This window comes from Cellulomonas sp. B6, assembly GCF_001462455.1.
Classification (GTDB): Bacteria; Actinomycetota; Actinomycetes; order Actinomycetales; family Cellulomonadaceae; genus Cellulomonas.
The window spans coordinates 1-15,540 of record NZ_LNTD01000107.1 but is presented as its reverse complement, the minus strand read 5'-3'; the positions used below and the strand labels follow the sequence as shown (position 1 = coordinate 15,540).

The following is a 15,540-nucleotide window of genomic DNA, read 5'->3' as shown; positions in this document are numbered from 1 at the left end:
CTCACGCGCTCGACCCGACCTCCCCGAACAGGAGCACCATGGCCTCCGCCTCCGACTGGCTCGCCGGTGCGCGTCCCCGCACGCTCCCGGCGGCCGTCGCCCCCGTGCTCGTCGGCACCGGCGCCGCCGCGCAGGCCGGCGTCGCACTGCCCGGACGCGCGCTGCTCGCGGCCGGTGTCGCGCTCGCGCTGCAGGTGGGCGTGAACTACGCGAACGACTACTCCGACGGCGTGCGGGGCACCGACGTCGACCGGGTCGGCCCGATGCGGCTCACCGCGTCCGGTGCGGCGCCCGCGACGCACGTGCGCACCGCCGCCTTCGCGGCGTTCGGGGTCGCTGCGCTGCTCGGCCTGCTGCTCGTCGCGCTGTCCGGCGCGTGGTGGCTGCTGGGCGTGGGTGCGCTCGCGGTGGTCGCGGCGTGGACCTACACCGGCGGCCGCCGCCCCTACGGGTACCGCGGCCTCGGGGAGGTCGGGGTGTTCGTGTTCTTCGGCCTCGTCGCGGTCCTCGGCACGACGTTCACGCAGGTCGGACACGTGACGTGGCCCGCCGTCGTCGGTGCGGTCGCCGTGGGCCTGCTCGCGTGCGCGCTGCTCATGGCCAACAACCTGCGGGACGTGCCGACCGACGCCGTGGTGGGCAAGCGCACCCTCGCGGTGCGACTCGGCGAGCACCGCGCGCGCCGCGTGTTCGCCGTGATGGTCGTGCTGCCCGTCCTGCTGGGCGCGGTGTGCGCGGTCGTCGCGCCGTGGTCCCTGCTGGTGCTGCTGCTGCTCGGACCGGCGGTCGTGCTCGCGGTGGTCGTGCTGCTGGGGGCACGCGGGATCGCGCTCGTGCCCGTGCTCGCGGGCACCGGCGCCCTGGAGCTGGCGTTCGGCGTCGCGCTGGGGCTCGGCCTGGCGCTCTGAAGGCCCGCGCCGGGCGACCCGGCGCGCCGCCCGCCCGGTGCTCAGGCCGTCGGCGGGGGCGGACCGTCCGGCCGCTCGTGCACGGCGCCGCGTGCGGCCCGCTCGGCCTCGGCGTCCTCCGCGGCGTCGTCGGCGAGCTGGTGGGCCGTGCGGCCGCCGTGCGCGCGGCGCTGCTCGGCACGCTCGGCGAGCCAGCGCGCGGCACCGTCGCGCTGGCGGTTGAGCAGCACGTACGAGAGGGCCCACGCGAGGAAGGCCGCGAGCAGCGGGGCGAGCCACGAGCGCATGCCCGCCCACCACAGCAGCCCGGTGGCCCCGGCGAACAGCGCGAGACGCAGCACGGAGTAGACGACGACCGGCACCCGCCCAGGGTAGGTCAGGAACCTGCGGGCCGGACCACGTCGCCCCGGTGGCGGACCCGGCGTCGCGACCGCGGCCCTGACGCCGTCACGGACCGCGACCCGGCGGGCCGGCGTCTACGCTGGACCGATGCTCAGGTACCTGCCGTTCGTCCTCGTGGTCGCGTTCGCGGTCTGGTGCGCGTTCGACGTCATGGGCAGCGACGAGCACCGGCGGCGCGGCGTGCCGACGCCGGTGTGGCTGCTGATCGTGCTGGTCCCGGTCCTGGGCGGCGTGCTGTGGCTCGTCATGAGCCGTGGCGCGCCGAGCGCGGGGCAGCGCGGCCCGGCGCGCGGGCCGGTCGCCCCGGACGACGACCCGGAGTTCCTGCGCCGCCTCGACCTCGAGCGGCGTCGCCGCGAGCAGCAGGCGCGCGGCGACGACACCGACGACACCGCGCCGGCCTGACGCGCCCGGCAGGCCTCAGAGGCCCGAGTACGAGTGCTTGCCGGTGATGAACAGGTTGACGACCGTGAAGTTGGCCAGGACGACCGCGTAGCCGACGAACACGATGTAGGCGGCGCGCCGACCGGCCCAGCCGCGCGTGGTCCGGGCGTGCAGGTAGGCGGCGTACACCACCCACGCGACGAACGTGCCGACCTCCTTGGGGTCCCAGCCCCAGTAGCGGCCCCACGCCTCCTCGGCCCAGATCGCGCCGCCGATGAGCGTGAACGTCCACAGCACGAAACCGACCGCGTGCAGCCGGAACGACAACGCCTCGAGGCGCCGCGCGTCGGGCACCTGCTCGAGCCACGCGAACGCCGGGCCCGTGACGCGCGCGCCGTGGAACGCCTGGCGCAGGCCGTCGGCCCGACGCCAGGGACGCTCGAGCCGCGAACGTCCCTCGGTGCGCGCGTCCTGCAGGACCTGGAGCACCGACGTCGCGAAGGCGACCGTGAAGACGCCGGTCGCGAGGATCGCGACGCCCACGTGGATGACGAGCCAGTAGCGCTGCAGCGCGGGCTGCACCGCGTCGGCCTGCACGTGCAGCGTGTTGAGCGCGAGCACGAGCGCGAGCACCGCGATGCCCGTGACGAGCACGCCGAGGAACGCGATCGCGCGGCGACGCTGCACGACCACCAGCACGGCGGTCGCGCAGAACGTCCCGACGATCGTGAACTCGTACATGTTGGCCGTGGGCCAGCGGCCCGCGGCCACGCCGCGCAGCACGATCGCGACGAGCAGCAGCGCCGTGCCGAGCACGAGGGTCGAGCCGGCGATGCCGGCGGCCCGGCGGCGCGGGGCGGACGCCGCGGACGCGGCAGGCGGCGGGTCGGCCGTGAGGACGTCCCCGCCGGACGCGGACCCGGCACCCACGACGGCCGGCCGGCGCGCGCTGCGGACGGCCTGCGCGGCCTCCGTCGCCCGCGCCAGGTCGATCGCGTACGCGACCAGCGCGATCGTCAGCGCGGTCGCGGCCGACCAGACGAACAGGTCGCTCAGCTCGGCGACGTTCATGTCCTGTCCTCCTGCGGATCGGGCCCGGCCGACGGGGACGACGGCTCGGGCGGCGCGCCGAGCACGGCGGCGAGGACGCGGTCGAGCTCGGGCTGCAGCCCGACGTCGTCGCCACGGGCCAGGCCGGCGGCCGTGACCACTGTAGTCGCGGCACCGGGACCTTCGTCCTGCGCCGCATCGGCTCCGGGTGCCGCGCGCAGCCACAGCCGCCGCCGGGGCGCGAATAGGGAGGCCATGAGGCCGGCCAGCGCGAGCAGCGCGAAGGTGAGCACCCACGCCAGCGACGGGTCGTGCCGCAGGTCGAGCGCGACGAACCGCGGCAGGTCGTCGAACGTCAGCGTCCCCAGCCCGTCGGGCAGGTCGACGGTCTGGCCCGGGCGCACGTACAGCGTGACCACGTCGCCCGCGGCGTCGACGGACTGCTGCATGCGCGACTCGTCGAGGCGGTACACGTTCTGCGGCACGCCCGTGTCGAGCCCGAGGTTGCCGTGCCACACCGACAGCACGAGCAGCGGCTCGGCCGGCTGCGGGTCGACCGAGCGCCACAGCCCGGGCGCGGCCTCGACCGCGGTGGGCAGCAGGAACCCGACGAGCCCCACCTGGTCCTGCCCGCCCGAGACGTCGGGGACCTTGACGACGCCGCGCGACGTGTACACCTCGTCCTGCGGCAGGAACGGCACGGTCCCGGCGAACGCGACCTCACCGGCCGCGTCGTGCACCGTCAGGCGCGGCGCGTAGCCGTTGCCCATGAGGTACACCTTGGCGCCGCCCGCGACGATCGGGTGGTTGACCTTGATCTGCTCGGGCGTGGGCTCGCCGCCGGGCTCGGTCACGGTGACGTGCGCGGTGAAGTCGCGCGACTGCAGCGTGCGCGGGTCGAAGCGCGACTCGAAGTCGTCGAGGCGCAACGTGAACGGGTCGAGGTCGGCGGGGTCGAACGCGCTGCCGCGCTCGAACGAGTCGTACCCGGCCTGCACGTTCGCGAAGCCCGTGCCCTGCACGACGATCGCCTGCCCGCGGTAGTGCAGCAGCTGCCCGGTCGCCACCGAGACGAGCAGGCCGAGCAGCGCGAGGTGGAACAGCAGGTTGCCGGTCTCGCGCAGGTACCCGCGCTCGGCCGAGACCGACCAGGTCCCGGCGCCCTCGTCGTGCACGTCGACGCGGAACGCCGGGACGCCGAGCCGGCGGCGGCGCAGCACCGCGGCGGCACGCTCGACGACGGCACGCGGCGCGTCGCCCGACGTGCCGGAACCCTGCGCGGGGAACCGCCCGAGCCGGCGCGGCGTGCGCGGCGGCCGGCCGCGCAGCGCCGCGAGGTGGACCCGCGTGCGCGGCAGGATGCACCCGATCAGCGACACGAACAGCAGCAGGTAGACGGCCGAGAACCAGACCGAGGCGTAGACGTCGAAGAACCCGAGACGGTCGAGCCACGGTCCCACGTCGGGGTGGTCCGTGAGGTACTCCGCGACCCTCGCGGGGTCCTGCGGGCGCTGCGGGAACACCGAGCCGGGGACGGCGGCGACGGCGAGCAGCACGAGCAGCAGCAGCGCGACGCGCATGCTCGTGAGCTGGCGCCACGCCCAGCGCAGCCAGCCGACCGCACCGAGCGCGGGCAGCGGGGCGGGCGCGCCGGTGCCGACCGGTCCGGCCGACGACGCGCCCGCCGCAGGCGTCTCCGGAGCGGCGGCGTCGGCCGCGGCCCCACCCGGCGTGGCCTCGTCCGCCGCGGCGGAACGGGTGGCGTCGTCGCTGAACGCGTCGTCGAGGCCCTCGGGGCGGTACGGGTCGCGCGCACCCTGGCGGGCACGGGATCGGTCGGTCACGTCGTCACCCTCGCAGCCACGCTCGTCGCCCGCCTGACGGCCGGCCTCACCGTCGGCCCCACCGCCGCCCTCACAGCACCGGCACGAACGGGTCGGCACCGGTCAGCAGACCCTGCAGCCACGCCGCCCATGTGCCCCACGCACCCGTGGCGAGCGCGACGCCCAGGACCACGAGCACGGCGCCGCCCGTGCGCTGCACCGCGAGACGGTGCCGCCCGAGCCACGCGACGGCGCTCCGCGAGCGCTGCAGACCGACGGCGACGAGCGCGAACGGCAGGCCGAGCCCGACGCAGAACGCGACCGCGAGCAGCGCACCCCGCCCGGCCGAGCCCCCCGTCAGCGACAGCGTGAGGATCGCGGCGAGGGTCGGACCGATGCACGGGGTCCAGCCCAGGCCGAACGCGACTCCCAGCAGCGGCGCGCCCCACAGGCCGGTGCGCGGCGCGACGTGCGCACGGCGCTCGCGCTGCAGGAACGGCACGGCACCGAGGAACGCCAGGCCCATGACGACCGTCAGCGCGCCCAGCACGCGGCTGACCGGGTCCTGCCACTGCCACAGCACCGCGCCGAGCGAGCCCGCGAGCGCGCCGAACGCGACGAACACGGCCGAGAATCCGGCCACGAAGAGGGTCACGCCGAGCACGAGGACGCGTCGGCCCTCGGCCCGCGGGGCGGGGGTCGCGGCGACGGGCACGGCCGCGAGGACCGCGCCGTCGCCGGGTGCGCCGGCGCCGACGCGCACGACGTCGGTCGCGTCGACCAGCCCGAGACCGGCACCCGGCGTGCGCCGCGGACCGCCCGCGGCGAGCCCGCCGAGCAGGCCGGCGTACCCGGGCAGCAGCGGCAGCACGCACGGCGACGCGAACGACACGAGCCCGGCGAGCAGCGCGACGGGCACCGCGAGCAGCAGGGAGCCGCCGGCGACGGTCGCACCGACGTCGAGCGCGAGCGCGCCGCCGGTCACCGCGCGGGGTCCTGCGGGCGAGCCGCCGCGTCGGCGTCCGGGATCGCGTCCGGGGTCGCGTCGGGCGCCGACGTCGGCGCGGACGTGGCCGCGGCGCCGGGGGCGCCCTCGGCCAGCAGCTCCTCGACGAGCGAGCGCAGCAGGGACGCGTCGGCCAGGCCGAGCACGCGCGCGGCGACGCGACCCTCGCGGTCGAGCAGCACGGTCGTGGGGACGGCGCTCACGGGGACGACGCCCTGCAGCGCGGCGACGGCCGCGCCGCTGGTGTCGTCGAGCGAGGGGTACGGCACGGCGAGCTCGCGCTGGAACGCCTGCGCGGTGCCCGCGGCGTCGCGGCTGTTGATGCCGAGGACGTGCAGGCCCTGGTCGGCGTAGTCCGTGGCGACCGCGGCGAGGTCCGGCGCCTCGGCCCGGCACGGCGGGCAGGCCGCGTACCAGGTGTTGAGCAGCACGACGTCGCCGCGCAGCGCCGCGAGGTCGTGCTCGCCGCCTTCGTAGTCCGTCCCGGCGATCTCGACGGGACCGACCCGGTCGGCGGGCGCCCACGTGGTCGTGGACCCGTCGCCCGACTGGTAGCCCTGGTCGACGACGTCGGCGGGCGCGTCGGTGCCGTCGCCGCCCGCGGAGCAGCCCGCGAGCAGCGCGACGAGCGCCGCGCCCGCGGCGAGCGCGCGCGCCGGGCGTCCGGGTCCCGGGCGCCGGGAGACGGGGTGACGGGGGACGGCCACGTCAGGCCCCCGGGACCTGCGACGCGCCGGGCAGCAGGGCTGCGGCGGGCTCGCCGTAGCCGACGCCGACGAGCGTGTCGTCCTCGAACCGCAGGCTCGTGAGGGACGCGAGGGAGCACTGCCGCTTGCGGGGGTCGTGCCACAGCCGGCGGTTCTCGAGCGCGAGCCGCGTGACCCAGATCGGGAGCTGGTGGCTGACGAGCACGGCCTCGTGCCCACGGGCCGCGACGCGGGCGGCGTCGACGGCCGCGAGCATGCGGTCGACCTGCTCGACGTAGGGCTCGCCCCACGAGGGCCGGAACGGGTTGCGCAGGTGGGGCCAGTGCGCGGGGTGGCGCAGCGAGCCGTCGCCGACGCCGAACCGCATGCCCTGGAAGTGGTTCTCGGCCTCGATGAGCCGGTCGTCGGTGCCGAGCGCGACGCCGAAGGCCTCGGCGATGGGCGTCGCGGTCTCCTGCGCGCGCTGCAGCGGGGACGCGGTCACGACGACGACGTCGCGGCGCGGGGCCCCTTCCTCACCGGCGAGCGTGCGGGCGACGAGCGTGGCCATCTGCTGCCCGCGCTCCGAGAGCCGGTACCCCGGCAGCCGGCCGTAGAGCAGGCCGGTGGGGTTGTGGACCTCACCGTGCCGCAGCAGGTGGACCGTCGTGGTGACCATGCGCACAGTCTCGCAAAGTCTCCTGGGTGCCCGGCGCCCGGATCTGGGTCCTCAGGCGCTCGCGGCGGTGACGTCGCTCACGCCCGCCTGGTCGCGGGCACGCTCGCACGCGGGGGTGCGCAGGTGGTCGACGACGACCTGCATCGCGGTGCCGAGCGCGGCGAGCTGGTCGTCGTCGAGGACGTCGACGAGGTGGGTGCGCACGGACTCGACGTGCCCGGGGGCCGCGGCCACGAGCGTGCGCCAGCCGTGGTCGGTGAGCACGCAGTTGACGCCGCGCGCGTCGCCGGGCGCGGGCTCGCGGCGCACGACGCCCGCGCGTTCCATGCGCGCGACCGTGTGCGTGAGCCTGCTGCGCGAGTGCGCGAGGTCGTCGGCGAGCTCGGACATGCGCAGCGCGCGCCCGGGCGCCTCGGAGAGGCGGACGAGCACCTCGTACTCCCCCAGCGACAGGCCGCTGTCGCAGTCGAGCTCGCGCGCGAGGACGTCGAGCAGCAGGGCGGTGCCGTCGCGGAACGCGCGCCAGTGCACCTGCTGGGTCGCCGACAGCCAGCGCACGTCGTCCGGGCCCTCGTGGGTCGCCTCGTGGGTCACGCGGCCTCCTCGATCTCGGGGGTTGCGGCTCGCACCCCACTGTAGTAGAAATATCAACCACCGCATACTTGTCGTATCAACGATTCTCGTCGATCACCTCGGAGGACACCATGACCGCGCTCCCCACCGGCCTCACCACCGGCACCTGGAACATCGACCCCTCGCACACCGAGGCGTCGTTCACCGTGCGCCACGCCGGCATCTCGAAGGTCCGCGGCACCGTCGCGGTCACCGGCGGCACGCTCACCGTCGGCGAGGACCTCGAGTCCTCCGCGGTCTCCGTGACCCTCGACCCGTCGACCGTCACGACCGGTGACGCCAACCGCGACGGCCACCTCAAGGGCAACGACTTCTTCGACGTCGAGGCGTTCGGCGAGTGGACGTTCGTCTCGAAGGCCGTCCGCGAGGCCGGCTCGGCCTACGTCGTCGTCGGCGACCTGACGATCCACGGCGTGACGCGCGAGGTCGAGCTCGAGACCGAGTTCAACGGCACCGCGGTCGACCCGTTCGGCAACACCCGCGCCGGGTTCGAGGCGACCGTCACGATCTCCCGCAAGGAGTTCGGCCTGACGTGGAACGCCGCGCTCGAGGCCGGCGGCGTGCTCGTCGCCGACAAGGTGCGCATCGACCTCGACGTCTCGGCCATCAAGGCCTGACGCACCCCAGCACCGTCCCGCGAGGGCGCGACCGCACCGGTCGCGCCCTCGCGGCGTCCCTCCCCACGGACGCCCCGCGACCGGACGCGCTACGACGCGCCGCCGCCCGCACCGCGCGCACGGTCGTGGAACGCCAGGATCTGCAGCTCGGACGCCACGTCCACGGCCCGCACGTCGACGTGCGGCGGCACCCGCAGCGCACCCGGTGCGAACGTCAGCACCCCCACGACGCCCGCGGCCACGAGCTCGTCGCACACGCGCTGCGCGACCTCCGCCGGCGTCGTGAGCACCGCGATCGTCGCCCCCGTGCGCGCCACGACGCCCGCGAGGTCGTCCGCGGGCTCGACGACGAGCCCCGCGACCGTCGTGCCGACCACGGCCGGGTCCGCGTCCACGAGACCCACCAGGGCGAACCCGCGCTCGGCGATGCCCGCGTAGTTCGCGAGCGCGTGACCCAGGTTGCCGACCCCCACCAGCAGCACGCGCCGCACGTCGGACAGGCCCAGCGCGACCGTGATCTGCTCGCGCAGGTGCTGCACGTCGTACCCCACGCCGCGGCGCCCGTACGACCCCAGGTGCGACAGGTCCTTGCGCAGCTGCGCGGACGTCACGCCCGCACGCCGCGCGAGCTCCTCGGACGACGTCAGGACCGCTCCGCTCGCCGCGGTCGCCTCGAGCGCACGCAGGTACCCCGGCAGCCGCGCGACCGTCGCGGGCGGCACGCCGGGCGCACCGCGTCGTGGCGTGCCGCGGCGTGCGGCGGTGCGCTGAGCGTCCACGTCGACCCCCCGAGCCCTCCCGCCGGGACCACCCGGCGACGAGGTCACGTTAGGGCCTGGCCGCGCCCGCCGCGAGGGCCCTGCGCAGCCGGGTCTCGTCGATGCGCCAGTACCCGCGCCGCACGCCGTCGACGTCCACCACGGGCACCATCTCGCCCAGCTCGTCGGCCGGCCGCGCACCGTCCGGGCCCGGCACGTCCACGTCGACCTCGACCCACGCGTCGCCGGTCTCGGCGCAGACGCGCTCGACGAGCGCGCGCGCCTCGTCGCACAGGTGGCAGCCCGCGCGCCCGTACAGCACGACCCGCGCCGGTGCACCGGTCGTCCCACGCCCGTGCGCCGTCCCCGTCCTCGTCACGGCGCCACGCTAGCGCGCGCGGACGCGCCGACCCGTGCCGGGCCCGGGTCGTTACAGTGGCGGGGTGCACGCGGGCCAGGGGAACGACGAGCCGGCCGTCGGCGCCGCCACCGTCGAGACGCCGCGGGCCGACCTCGTGCCGGACGGGACGCGCGTCGCGGCCTTCTTCGACGTCGACAACACGATCATCCGCGGCGCGAGCGCGTTCCACCTCGCCGTGGGCCTGTACCGCCGCGGGTTCTTCCGCAACCTCGACCTCGTGACGTTCGCGTTCCAGCAGGCGCGGTACCGCGCGTTCGGCGAGAACCGCCGCCAGATCGACGAGGTCCGCGCCCGCGCGCTCGACATCATGCGCGGCCGCTCGGTCGCCGAGGTCACCGCGATCGCCGAGGACGTCTACGACGAGGTCCTGAGCCTGCGCATCTACCCCGGCACGCAGGCGCTGCTCGACGCGCACCTCGCCGCCGGGCACGCCGTGTGGCTCGTGACCGCCACACCGGTGGAGATCGGCGAGCTCATCGCGCGGCGCCTGGGCGCGTCCGGCGCGCTGGGCACGGTCGCCGAGCACGACGACGGCTTCTACACCGGCCGGCTCGTGGGCGACCTGCTGCACGGCGAGGCCAAGGCCAGCGCGGTGCGCGCGCTCGCGCAGCGCGAGGGCTACGACCTGGACCGCTGCCACGCGTACGGCGACTCGACCAACGACGTGCCGATCCTGTCGACCGTCGGCCACCCGTGCGCGATCAACCCCGACGGGCGCCTGCGCCGGCACGCCGCCGAGGTCGGCTGGCCCGTGCGCGAGTTCCGCACGCGCCGCACGCAGGCGCGCCGCGGCGTCAACGCGGCGAGCCTCGCGGGCGTCGTGTGGGCGGCCGCCGTGGTCGTGCGGGCGGTGCGGCGCTCGCTGCGGCGCCGGGTGGGCGGTCTGTGACGGCGCAGCCACCCGCCCCGTCGCCCGGGCGTCAACCCGCGTCCTGCTCCTGCTCCTGCTCCTCGCGCGTCGTCGCGACGGGCCAGCCCTCGTCGTCCCACGCGAGCTCGCGGATGCCGAGGCGGAAGTCGCCGCCCTCGGCGGCGTCGTACCAGTGGAACGCCAGGTAGCCCTTCGAGTACGACTGACCGCCGGGGCCGACCATGTCGCCGCGCGTCGCGAGCAGCGGCTCGCCGCCGCCCGCGGCCAGGTCCCGGCCCTCGCGGTCGACGTACGGGCCGGTGACGTCGCGCGAGCGTCCGACGGCCATGTTGTACGTCGAGTCGGAGCCCTGGCAGCACGAGTCGCGCGAGACGAACAGGTAGTACCAGCCGTCGTGCTCGGCGAGGTAGGGCGCCTCGATCGCGTTGGGCGATCCGATGCGGCTCGCGATCGTGACGGGCTCCGCGTCCGGGTCCGCGAGGGTGCCGGCGGGCCACGCGAGCTCGACGAGCTGGATGCCGCCCCAGAACGACCCGAACGCCATCCACGGCGTGCCGTCGACGTCGACCACGCCCGCGTCGATCGCGTTGAAGTTGTCCTCGCCCGGCGTCGAGGAGATCACCTCGCCCCGGTCGACCCACGCGTAGGCGGGGTCGTCGGGGTCGAGCGTCGTGTTCGTCATGAGCCCGATCACGGAGCGGTTCGAGCCGAACGTCGACGCCGCGTAGTAGAGGTACCAGGTGCCGTCGTGCTCGACGACCTCGGGCGCCCAGAAGTTCTCGACCCCCGGCACGGCCTCGTACACCCAGCGCGGGCGCGTGCCGGCCTCCCAGACGGTGCCGACCTCCTCCCACGTGCGGCCGCCGTCCGTCGATCGCCGGATCTGCGGCGCGCCGAGCCCGACGCGCACGTCCCCGGTCGAGAAGACGTACCAGGGCTCGCCCTCGTCGCCGACGACGAGCGCCGGGTCGTGCGTGCGCAGGTCGCCGGTCAGCTCGAGCGCGGTGGCCGCGGGCGCGTCGGGGCGCGTCAGCAGGAACGTCCCGCCGCCGACGAGGAGCACGACCACCGCGAGGACCGCGGCGACGGCCCAGGCGCGTCCCCTCCCTCGCGCGGCCGGCGCGGTCGCGCGAGGGGCGTCGGACTCCTCGGGGGCGTCCGTCACGCGGCGTCCTCACGACGCGCGGGCTCGAGCGCGACCCACCGCACGCCGTGCTCGGGCACGTCGAGCGTCAGCACGCCGTCGTGCTCGGCGGCGGTCGCGCGCGGGTCGGGCAGGGGCGTGCCGTCCCACAGGTCGCGGGCGGTCCAGCGGTGCGCGCTCGCGGCGGCGTCCCCGACCAGCGCGGACAGCGGCAGGTGCTCGGTGCGCACGCCGGTCCCGGTCCAGAACACCGCGACGTAGCGCGTGGCCTCGGTGCCGGACCGCGCACCCCACACGACGACCTCGCCGTCGCCCGCGGGCTCGCGCTGCAGCTCGCGGCCGTCGACGCCGGTGCGCAGCACGTGCCCGACCGCGGGCGTCGTGAGCAGCGCGATCGTCGCGGCGTCGGACGTCGGCAGGTCGCCGCCCATCATGAGCGGCGAGCGGGCCATGACCCACAGCGTGAGGAGCGTGCGCTGCTCGTCGGGGGTGAGCCGCGACGCGCGGTCGTCGCCGCGCTCGGCGCGGATCCCGATGCGCCCCAGGGGCAGCATGTCGGCGTCGGCCCAGCCGCCGGGCTGCTGGAACGGCGCCCACCGCGCGAGGCGCGCGAAGTTGGCGTGCACGTCCTCCCAGCGGTCCCAGAGGTCGTCGCACACGCGCCACATCTGCGCGTGCTCGCGCAGCACGGGCAGGTGCGCGGTCGACAGCCGCGTGCCGGGCGACAGCGAGAGCACGATGTCGCGCCCCGAGCGCGCGATGGCGCGCGACCACGCGGTGATCGCGTCGGCGTGGAAGGGCGCGAGCATGTCGTCGACCTTGACGAAGTCGACGCCCCACGAGGCGAGCTGCCCGACGAGCCCGTCGAGCCAGGCCTGCGCGGCGGGGTGCGTGTGGTCGAGGCCGTACATGTGGCCGTTCCACGTGCAGACGGACGACGTGTCGGCGACGTCGGCGGTCGTGACGACCGCACCGTCGGGGCCCACGACGGGCAGCGCGGCGGCGACCGCGGTGCGCGGGATGCCGCGCAGCACGTGGACGCCGAGCTTCAGCCCGAGCGCGTGCACCTGCGCCGCGAGCTCGGTGAAGCCGCGGCCGCCGGCGGCCGAGGGGAAGCGCGCGGGGTCGGGCTGGGGGTAGCCGTGCTCGTCGAGCACGAGGCCGCTGCCGTCGGTGTAGCCGTGCGCGCGGGCCGCGGGGTCCGACCAGTCGATGTCGACGACGACCGTGTCCCACCCGTGCGGGAGCAGGTGCTCGGCCATGAAGCGGGCGTTGGCCAGGACCTCGGCCTCGGTGACGGTCGTGCCGTAGCAGTCCCAGCTGTTCCACCCCATGGGCGGGGTGAGGGCCAGCGTCATCGTCGACTCCTTCTACATCGTTGTAGAGTCGACTGTGCCGCATGGCGCCCGATCGCGTCAAACGGATGACGGCGCACGGGGGCTGCGACGAGCGTACGACCCGCCCGCACCCGGACCGTCCCGGCGGCGTTACCCGATCGTGGCTTGACCGGGGAGCGGTGCGCGTGCGAGTTTGTGCAACGTTGTAGATCAACGTTGTAGAAGACGTTGGAGCATCGGAGAGGTCAATGACGACCAGCAGGAGCGGACGGGCGACGCGCAGGGGCGCCGCCGAGGTCCCGGCGCGCCCGGGTCCGTCGCTCGGCACGGACGTGGACCTGACCGACCCACCATCACGGGAGGCAGGCAGATGAAGAAGAGCAGGCTGGTCGTCGGTGCGACCTGCATGGCGCTGGTCGGCGCGCTCGCGCTCACGGCGTGCGGCAGCGACGGCAGCGGCGGGGGTGACGACGGCAGCAAGAAGATCACGTTCATGTTCCGCGGCGGCCCCGACGAGAAGAAGGCGTACGAGGCCGCGATCGAGAAGTACACCGAGGCCACGGGCGTCGACGTCGAGATGATCGTCACCGACGCCGACCAGTACGCGACCAAGCTCCAGGCCGCGGTCGCGGGCAACAACGTGCCCGACGTGTTCTACATCGAGCAGGCGTCGCTGCAGTCCTACGTCGCGTCGGGCGTGCTGCTCGACATCACCGACCAGGTCGAGGCCTCGGACGTCGACCTCGACAACCTCTGGCAGTACGGCGTCGACTCCTACCGGTTCGACGGCACGCTGCAGGGCACCCCCGAGGGCCGCCTCTACGGCCTGCCCAAGGACATCGGCCCGTTCTCGTTCGGCTACAACAAGACCATGCTCGAGGCCGCGGGCATCCCGCTGCCCGACAAGGACACCCCGCTCACGTGGGAGCAGTTCGTCGAGATCTGCAAGACGCTCACGACGGACACCGACGGCGACGGCACGGTCGATCAGTGGGGCACCGGGCTCAACGTCCAGTGGAACCTGCAGTCGATGGTGTGGAGCAACGGCGCGGACTTCATCGACGCCGACCGCACCAAGGTCACGGTCGACACCCCCGAGTTCGCCGACGCGCTGCAGAAGTTCGCCGACCTCACCAACGTCGACGCCGTCACGCCGTCGGCGTCCGACGCCGCGACGCTCGACACCTACCAGCGCTGGATGGCCGGCGAGATCGGGTTCTTCCCGGTCGGGCCGTGGGACGTGAGCGTCTACAACGAGCTCGACTTCGACTACGACCTCATCCCCTGGCCCACCGTCGGCGACGGCGGCACGGCCACCTGGGTCGGCTCGCTCGGCATCGGCGTCTCCGCGACGTCGAAGCACCCCGACGAGGCCGTCGAGCTCGTGACGTACCTGTCGGCCGACCCCGAGGCGCAGCAGACGCTCGTCGACGCGAACATCCAGATCCCCAACCTGATCGACGTCGCGACGGACTGGGCGCAGGCCGCCGACGCCGAGCCGGCCAACCGCCAGGAGTTCCTCGACATCGCCCAGGACTCGGGCCGTGCGATGCCGGCGGCCTTCACCTACGGGGCCGCCTGGTACGACGAGCTCTGGACGAACATCCAGCCGGTCCTCGACGGCAAGCAGACCGCCGCCGACTACCTGGCCGACGTGCAGCCGCGCATGCAGGCGCTGCTCGACGAGTCCATCGCCAACGCCGAGCAGGCGTTCGCCGGACGCTGACGCACCGCGGTCCCGGCCCGCGCCCCCACGGGCGGGCCGGGGACCGCGGCGGACCCGCACGAGAGAGGACCACCCGATGTCGCGTCCCGAGGCCGTCACGGCCCCACCGACGGCCGTCGCCGCCGGCGGACGACCCCCGCTGCGCACCCGGCGCGAGCGCAACCGCCTGCACCGCACCGAGGCCCTGTGGGCGCTCGCGTTCGTCGCCCCGCCCGTGCTCGGGTACCTGCTGTTCACGCTGTACCCGCTCGGGTTCGCCGCGTACGCGTCGCTGACGAGCTGGAACGGCCTGGGGCCGATGCGCTTCATCGGCATCGACAACTACACACGCCTGCTGAACGACGACTACTTCCGGCAGACGCTGTTCAACACGCTGTTCTACATGATCGGCATCCCGATCGGCCTGACGCTCTCGCTGCTGCTCGCGCTCGCGCTCAACCGGCGCATCGTGGGTCGCACCGCGTTCCGCACCATCTACTACGTGCCGGTCATCTCCTCGCTCGCCGCGATCGCGATCGTCTGGCAGTTCGCCTACAACGGCGACTTCGGGCTCGTGAACCAGGTCCTCGCGTGGTTCGGGATCGACGGCCCCAACTGGCTCCAGAACACCGCCACGGTCAAGCCCGCGATCATCCTCATGATGATCTGGAAGGGCCTCGGCTACTCGATGCTGCTGTACCTGGCCGCGATCCAGTCGGTGCCCGCCTCGCTCTACGAGGCCGCGTCGCTCGACGGTGCGAGCTGGTGGCAGCAGCTGCGCGCGATCACGATGCCGATGGTCCGACCGGTGACGTTCTTCCTGGTCGTCACGAACATCATCGCGGGCGCGCAGATCTTCACCGAGATCAACATCATGACGCCCACGGGCGGGCCCGAGTTCAGCTCGGCCTCCCTGGTCTGGTACATCTGGCGCCAGGCCTTCCGCTACCAGCAGATGGGGTACGCGACGGCCATGGCGGTCGTGCTCGGCATCCTCGTCTTCGTCATCACCCTGATCCAGTTCCGCCTCAACCGGCGCAACAGCTTCAGCATCGACTGAGGGACGCAGCCATGACCACCATCCCCGCCCTCCCGCGCGCCGGTTGAGGCGGAACT

At 74.7% G+C, this 15,540-nt stretch carries 17 protein-coding genes; 6 read left to right on the top strand and 11 right to left on the bottom strand.

Annotated features, from left to right (window positions below):
• Positions 1 to 38: 38 nt before the first annotated feature.
• Entirely contained in the window at positions 39 to 908 is an 870-nt protein-coding gene (locus ATM99_RS10485; protein WP_062102867.1) for a 1,4-dihydroxy-2-naphthoate polyprenyltransferase, read from the top strand.
• 41 nt (positions 909 to 949) lie between these two features.
• Here ATM99_RS10485 and ATM99_RS10480 read toward each other — a convergent pair whose 3' ends face one another.
• On the bottom strand, positions 950 to 1,270 hold the full coding sequence (locus ATM99_RS10480) for a DUF4229 domain-containing protein (protein ID WP_062102866.1): 321 nt from the start codon (positions 1,268 to 1,270) through the stop codon (positions 950 to 952).
• Positions 1,271 to 1,397: 127 nt separating this feature from the next.
• On the opposite strand from ATM99_RS10480, the gene ATM99_RS10475 reads away from it, so the two are divergent.
• Positions 1,398 to 1,715 (top strand): PLD nuclease N-terminal domain-containing protein, encoded by a 318-nt coding sequence (locus ATM99_RS10475; RefSeq protein WP_062102865.1) that lies wholly within the window; start codon positions 1,398 to 1,400, stop codon positions 1,713 to 1,715.
• A 15-nt stretch (positions 1,716 to 1,730) separates the two neighbouring features.
• On the opposite strand, the gene ccsB is transcribed toward ATM99_RS10475, so the two are convergent.
• The 6 genes from ccsB to ATM99_RS10445 all read right to left on the bottom strand — a co-directional run bounded on the left by ccsB (position 1,731) and on the right by ATM99_RS10445 (position 7,532).
• Positions 1,731 to 2,765 carry a c-type cytochrome biogenesis protein CcsB gene (gene ccsB, locus ATM99_RS10470; protein WP_062102864.1) on the bottom strand — a complete coding sequence of 345 codons (1,035 nt, stop codon included), beginning with the start codon at positions 2,763 to 2,765 and terminating at the stop codon, positions 1,731 to 1,733.
• Entirely contained in the window at positions 2,762 to 4,588 is a 1,827-nt protein-coding gene (locus tag ATM99_RS10465) for a cytochrome c biogenesis protein ResB (protein ID WP_062102863.1), read from the bottom strand. Before ATM99_RS10465 ends, ccsB begins: the two co-directional genes overlap by 4 nt.
• 70 nt (positions 4,589 to 4,658) lie before the next feature.
• On the bottom strand, positions 4,659 to 5,552 hold the full coding sequence (locus tag ATM99_RS10460) for a cytochrome c biogenesis CcdA family protein (protein WP_062102862.1): 894 nt from the start codon (positions 5,550 to 5,552) through the stop codon (positions 4,659 to 4,661).
• A complete protein-coding gene (locus tag ATM99_RS10455) occupies positions 5,549 to 6,280 on the bottom strand; it encodes a TlpA disulfide reductase family protein (protein WP_082659571.1) in 732 nt (243 codons plus the stop codon). Before ATM99_RS10455 ends, ATM99_RS10460 begins: the two co-directional genes overlap by 4 nt.
• Before the next feature lies 1 nt (position 6,281).
• On the bottom strand, positions 6,282 to 6,938 hold the full coding sequence (locus ATM99_RS10450; RefSeq protein WP_062102861.1) for a histidine phosphatase family protein: 657 nt from the start codon (positions 6,936 to 6,938) through the stop codon (positions 6,282 to 6,284).
• A 51-nt stretch (positions 6,939 to 6,989) separates the two neighbouring features.
• Positions 6,990 to 7,532 carry a MarR family winged helix-turn-helix transcriptional regulator gene (locus ATM99_RS10445; protein ID WP_062102860.1) on the bottom strand — a complete coding sequence of 181 codons (543 nt, stop codon included), beginning with the start codon at positions 7,530 to 7,532 and terminating at the stop codon, positions 6,990 to 6,992.
• Positions 7,533 to 7,642: 110 nt separating this feature from the next.
• Here ATM99_RS10445 and ATM99_RS10440 point away from each other — a divergent pair, with 110 nt between their 5' ends.
• The gene (locus ATM99_RS10440) at positions 7,643 to 8,188 is read left to right on the top strand and encodes a YceI family protein (RefSeq protein WP_062102859.1); all 546 of its coding nucleotides are present in this window, start codon (positions 7,643 to 7,645) and stop codon (positions 8,186 to 8,188) included.
• An 89-nt stretch (positions 8,189 to 8,277) separates the two neighbouring features.
• On the opposite strand, the gene ATM99_RS10435 is transcribed toward ATM99_RS10440, so the two are convergent.
• The gene (locus ATM99_RS10435) at positions 8,278 to 8,967 is read right to left on the bottom strand and encodes a redox-sensing transcriptional repressor Rex (protein ID WP_062102858.1); all 690 of its coding nucleotides are present in this window, start codon (positions 8,965 to 8,967) and stop codon (positions 8,278 to 8,280) included.
• Between the two features lie 49 nt (positions 8,968 to 9,016).
• On the bottom strand, positions 9,017 to 9,325 hold the full coding sequence (locus ATM99_RS10430) for a glutaredoxin family protein (protein ID WP_062102857.1): 309 nt from the start codon (positions 9,323 to 9,325) through the stop codon (positions 9,017 to 9,019).
• A 64-nt stretch (positions 9,326 to 9,389) separates the two neighbouring features.
• Between ATM99_RS10430 and ATM99_RS10425 the strand changes: the two genes are divergently transcribed.
• A complete protein-coding gene (locus ATM99_RS10425; RefSeq protein WP_082659565.1) occupies positions 9,390 to 10,256 on the top strand; it encodes an HAD family phosphatase in 867 nt (288 codons plus the stop codon).
• A 31-nt stretch (positions 10,257 to 10,287) separates the two neighbouring features.
• Here the strand turns inward: ATM99_RS10425 and ATM99_RS10420 are convergent, their stop codons facing one another.
• Entirely contained in the window at positions 10,288 to 11,403 is a 1,116-nt protein-coding gene (locus ATM99_RS10420) for an arabinan endo-1,5-alpha-L-arabinosidase (protein WP_062102856.1), read from the bottom strand.
• Positions 11,400 to 12,740: a TIM-barrel domain-containing protein gene (locus ATM99_RS10415; RefSeq protein ID WP_062102855.1), complete on the bottom strand. Its 1,341-nt coding sequence runs from the start codon at positions 12,738 to 12,740 to the stop codon at positions 11,400 to 11,402. Before ATM99_RS10415 ends, ATM99_RS10420 begins: the two co-directional genes overlap by 4 nt.
• Positions 12,741 to 13,089: 349 nt before the next feature.
• Here ATM99_RS10415 and ATM99_RS10410 point away from each other — a divergent pair, with 349 nt between their 5' ends.
• Together ATM99_RS10410 and ATM99_RS10405 are read left to right on the top strand one after the other, a co-directional pair.
• Positions 13,090 to 14,445, top strand: a complete 1,356-nt coding sequence (locus ATM99_RS10410; RefSeq protein ID WP_062102854.1) for a sugar ABC transporter substrate-binding protein — start codon at positions 13,090 to 13,092, stop codon at positions 14,443 to 14,445.
• Between the two features lie 76 nt (positions 14,446 to 14,521).
• Positions 14,522 to 15,484: a carbohydrate ABC transporter permease gene (locus tag ATM99_RS10405; protein ID WP_082659563.1), complete on the top strand. Its 963-nt coding sequence runs from the start codon at positions 14,522 to 14,524 to the stop codon at positions 15,482 to 15,484.
• Positions 15,485 to 15,540: the final 56 nt, after the last annotated feature.

Bases quoted from the DNA above. Each gene is read 5' to 3' on its own strand.
- ATM99_RS10450 (WP_062102861.1), bottom strand. From the start codon at position 6,938: ATGGTCACCACGACGGTCCACCTGCTGCGGCACGGTGAGGTCCACAAC.
- ccsB (WP_062102864.1), bottom strand. From the start codon at position 2,765: ATGAACGTCGCCGAGCTGAGCGACCTGTTCGTCTGGTCGGCCGCGACC.
- ATM99_RS10475 (WP_062102865.1), top strand. From the start codon at position 1,398: ATGCTCAGGTACCTGCCGTTCGTCCTCGTGGTCGCGTTCGCGGTCTGG.
- ATM99_RS10415 (WP_062102855.1), bottom strand. From the start codon at position 12,740: ATGACGCTGGCCCTCACCCCGCCCATGGGGTGGAACAGCTGGGACTGC.
- ATM99_RS10405 (WP_082659563.1), top strand. From the start codon at position 14,522: ATGTCGCGTCCCGAGGCCGTCACGGCCCCACCGACGGCCGTCGCCGCC.
- ATM99_RS10440 (WP_062102859.1), top strand. From the start codon at position 7,643: ATGACCGCGCTCCCCACCGGCCTCACCACCGGCACCTGGAACATCGAC.
- ATM99_RS10410 (WP_062102854.1), top strand. From the start codon at position 13,090: ATGAAGAAGAGCAGGCTGGTCGTCGGTGCGACCTGCATGGCGCTGGTC.
- ATM99_RS10485 (WP_062102867.1), top strand. From the start codon at position 39: ATGGCCTCCGCCTCCGACTGGCTCGCCGGTGCGCGTCCCCGCACGCTC.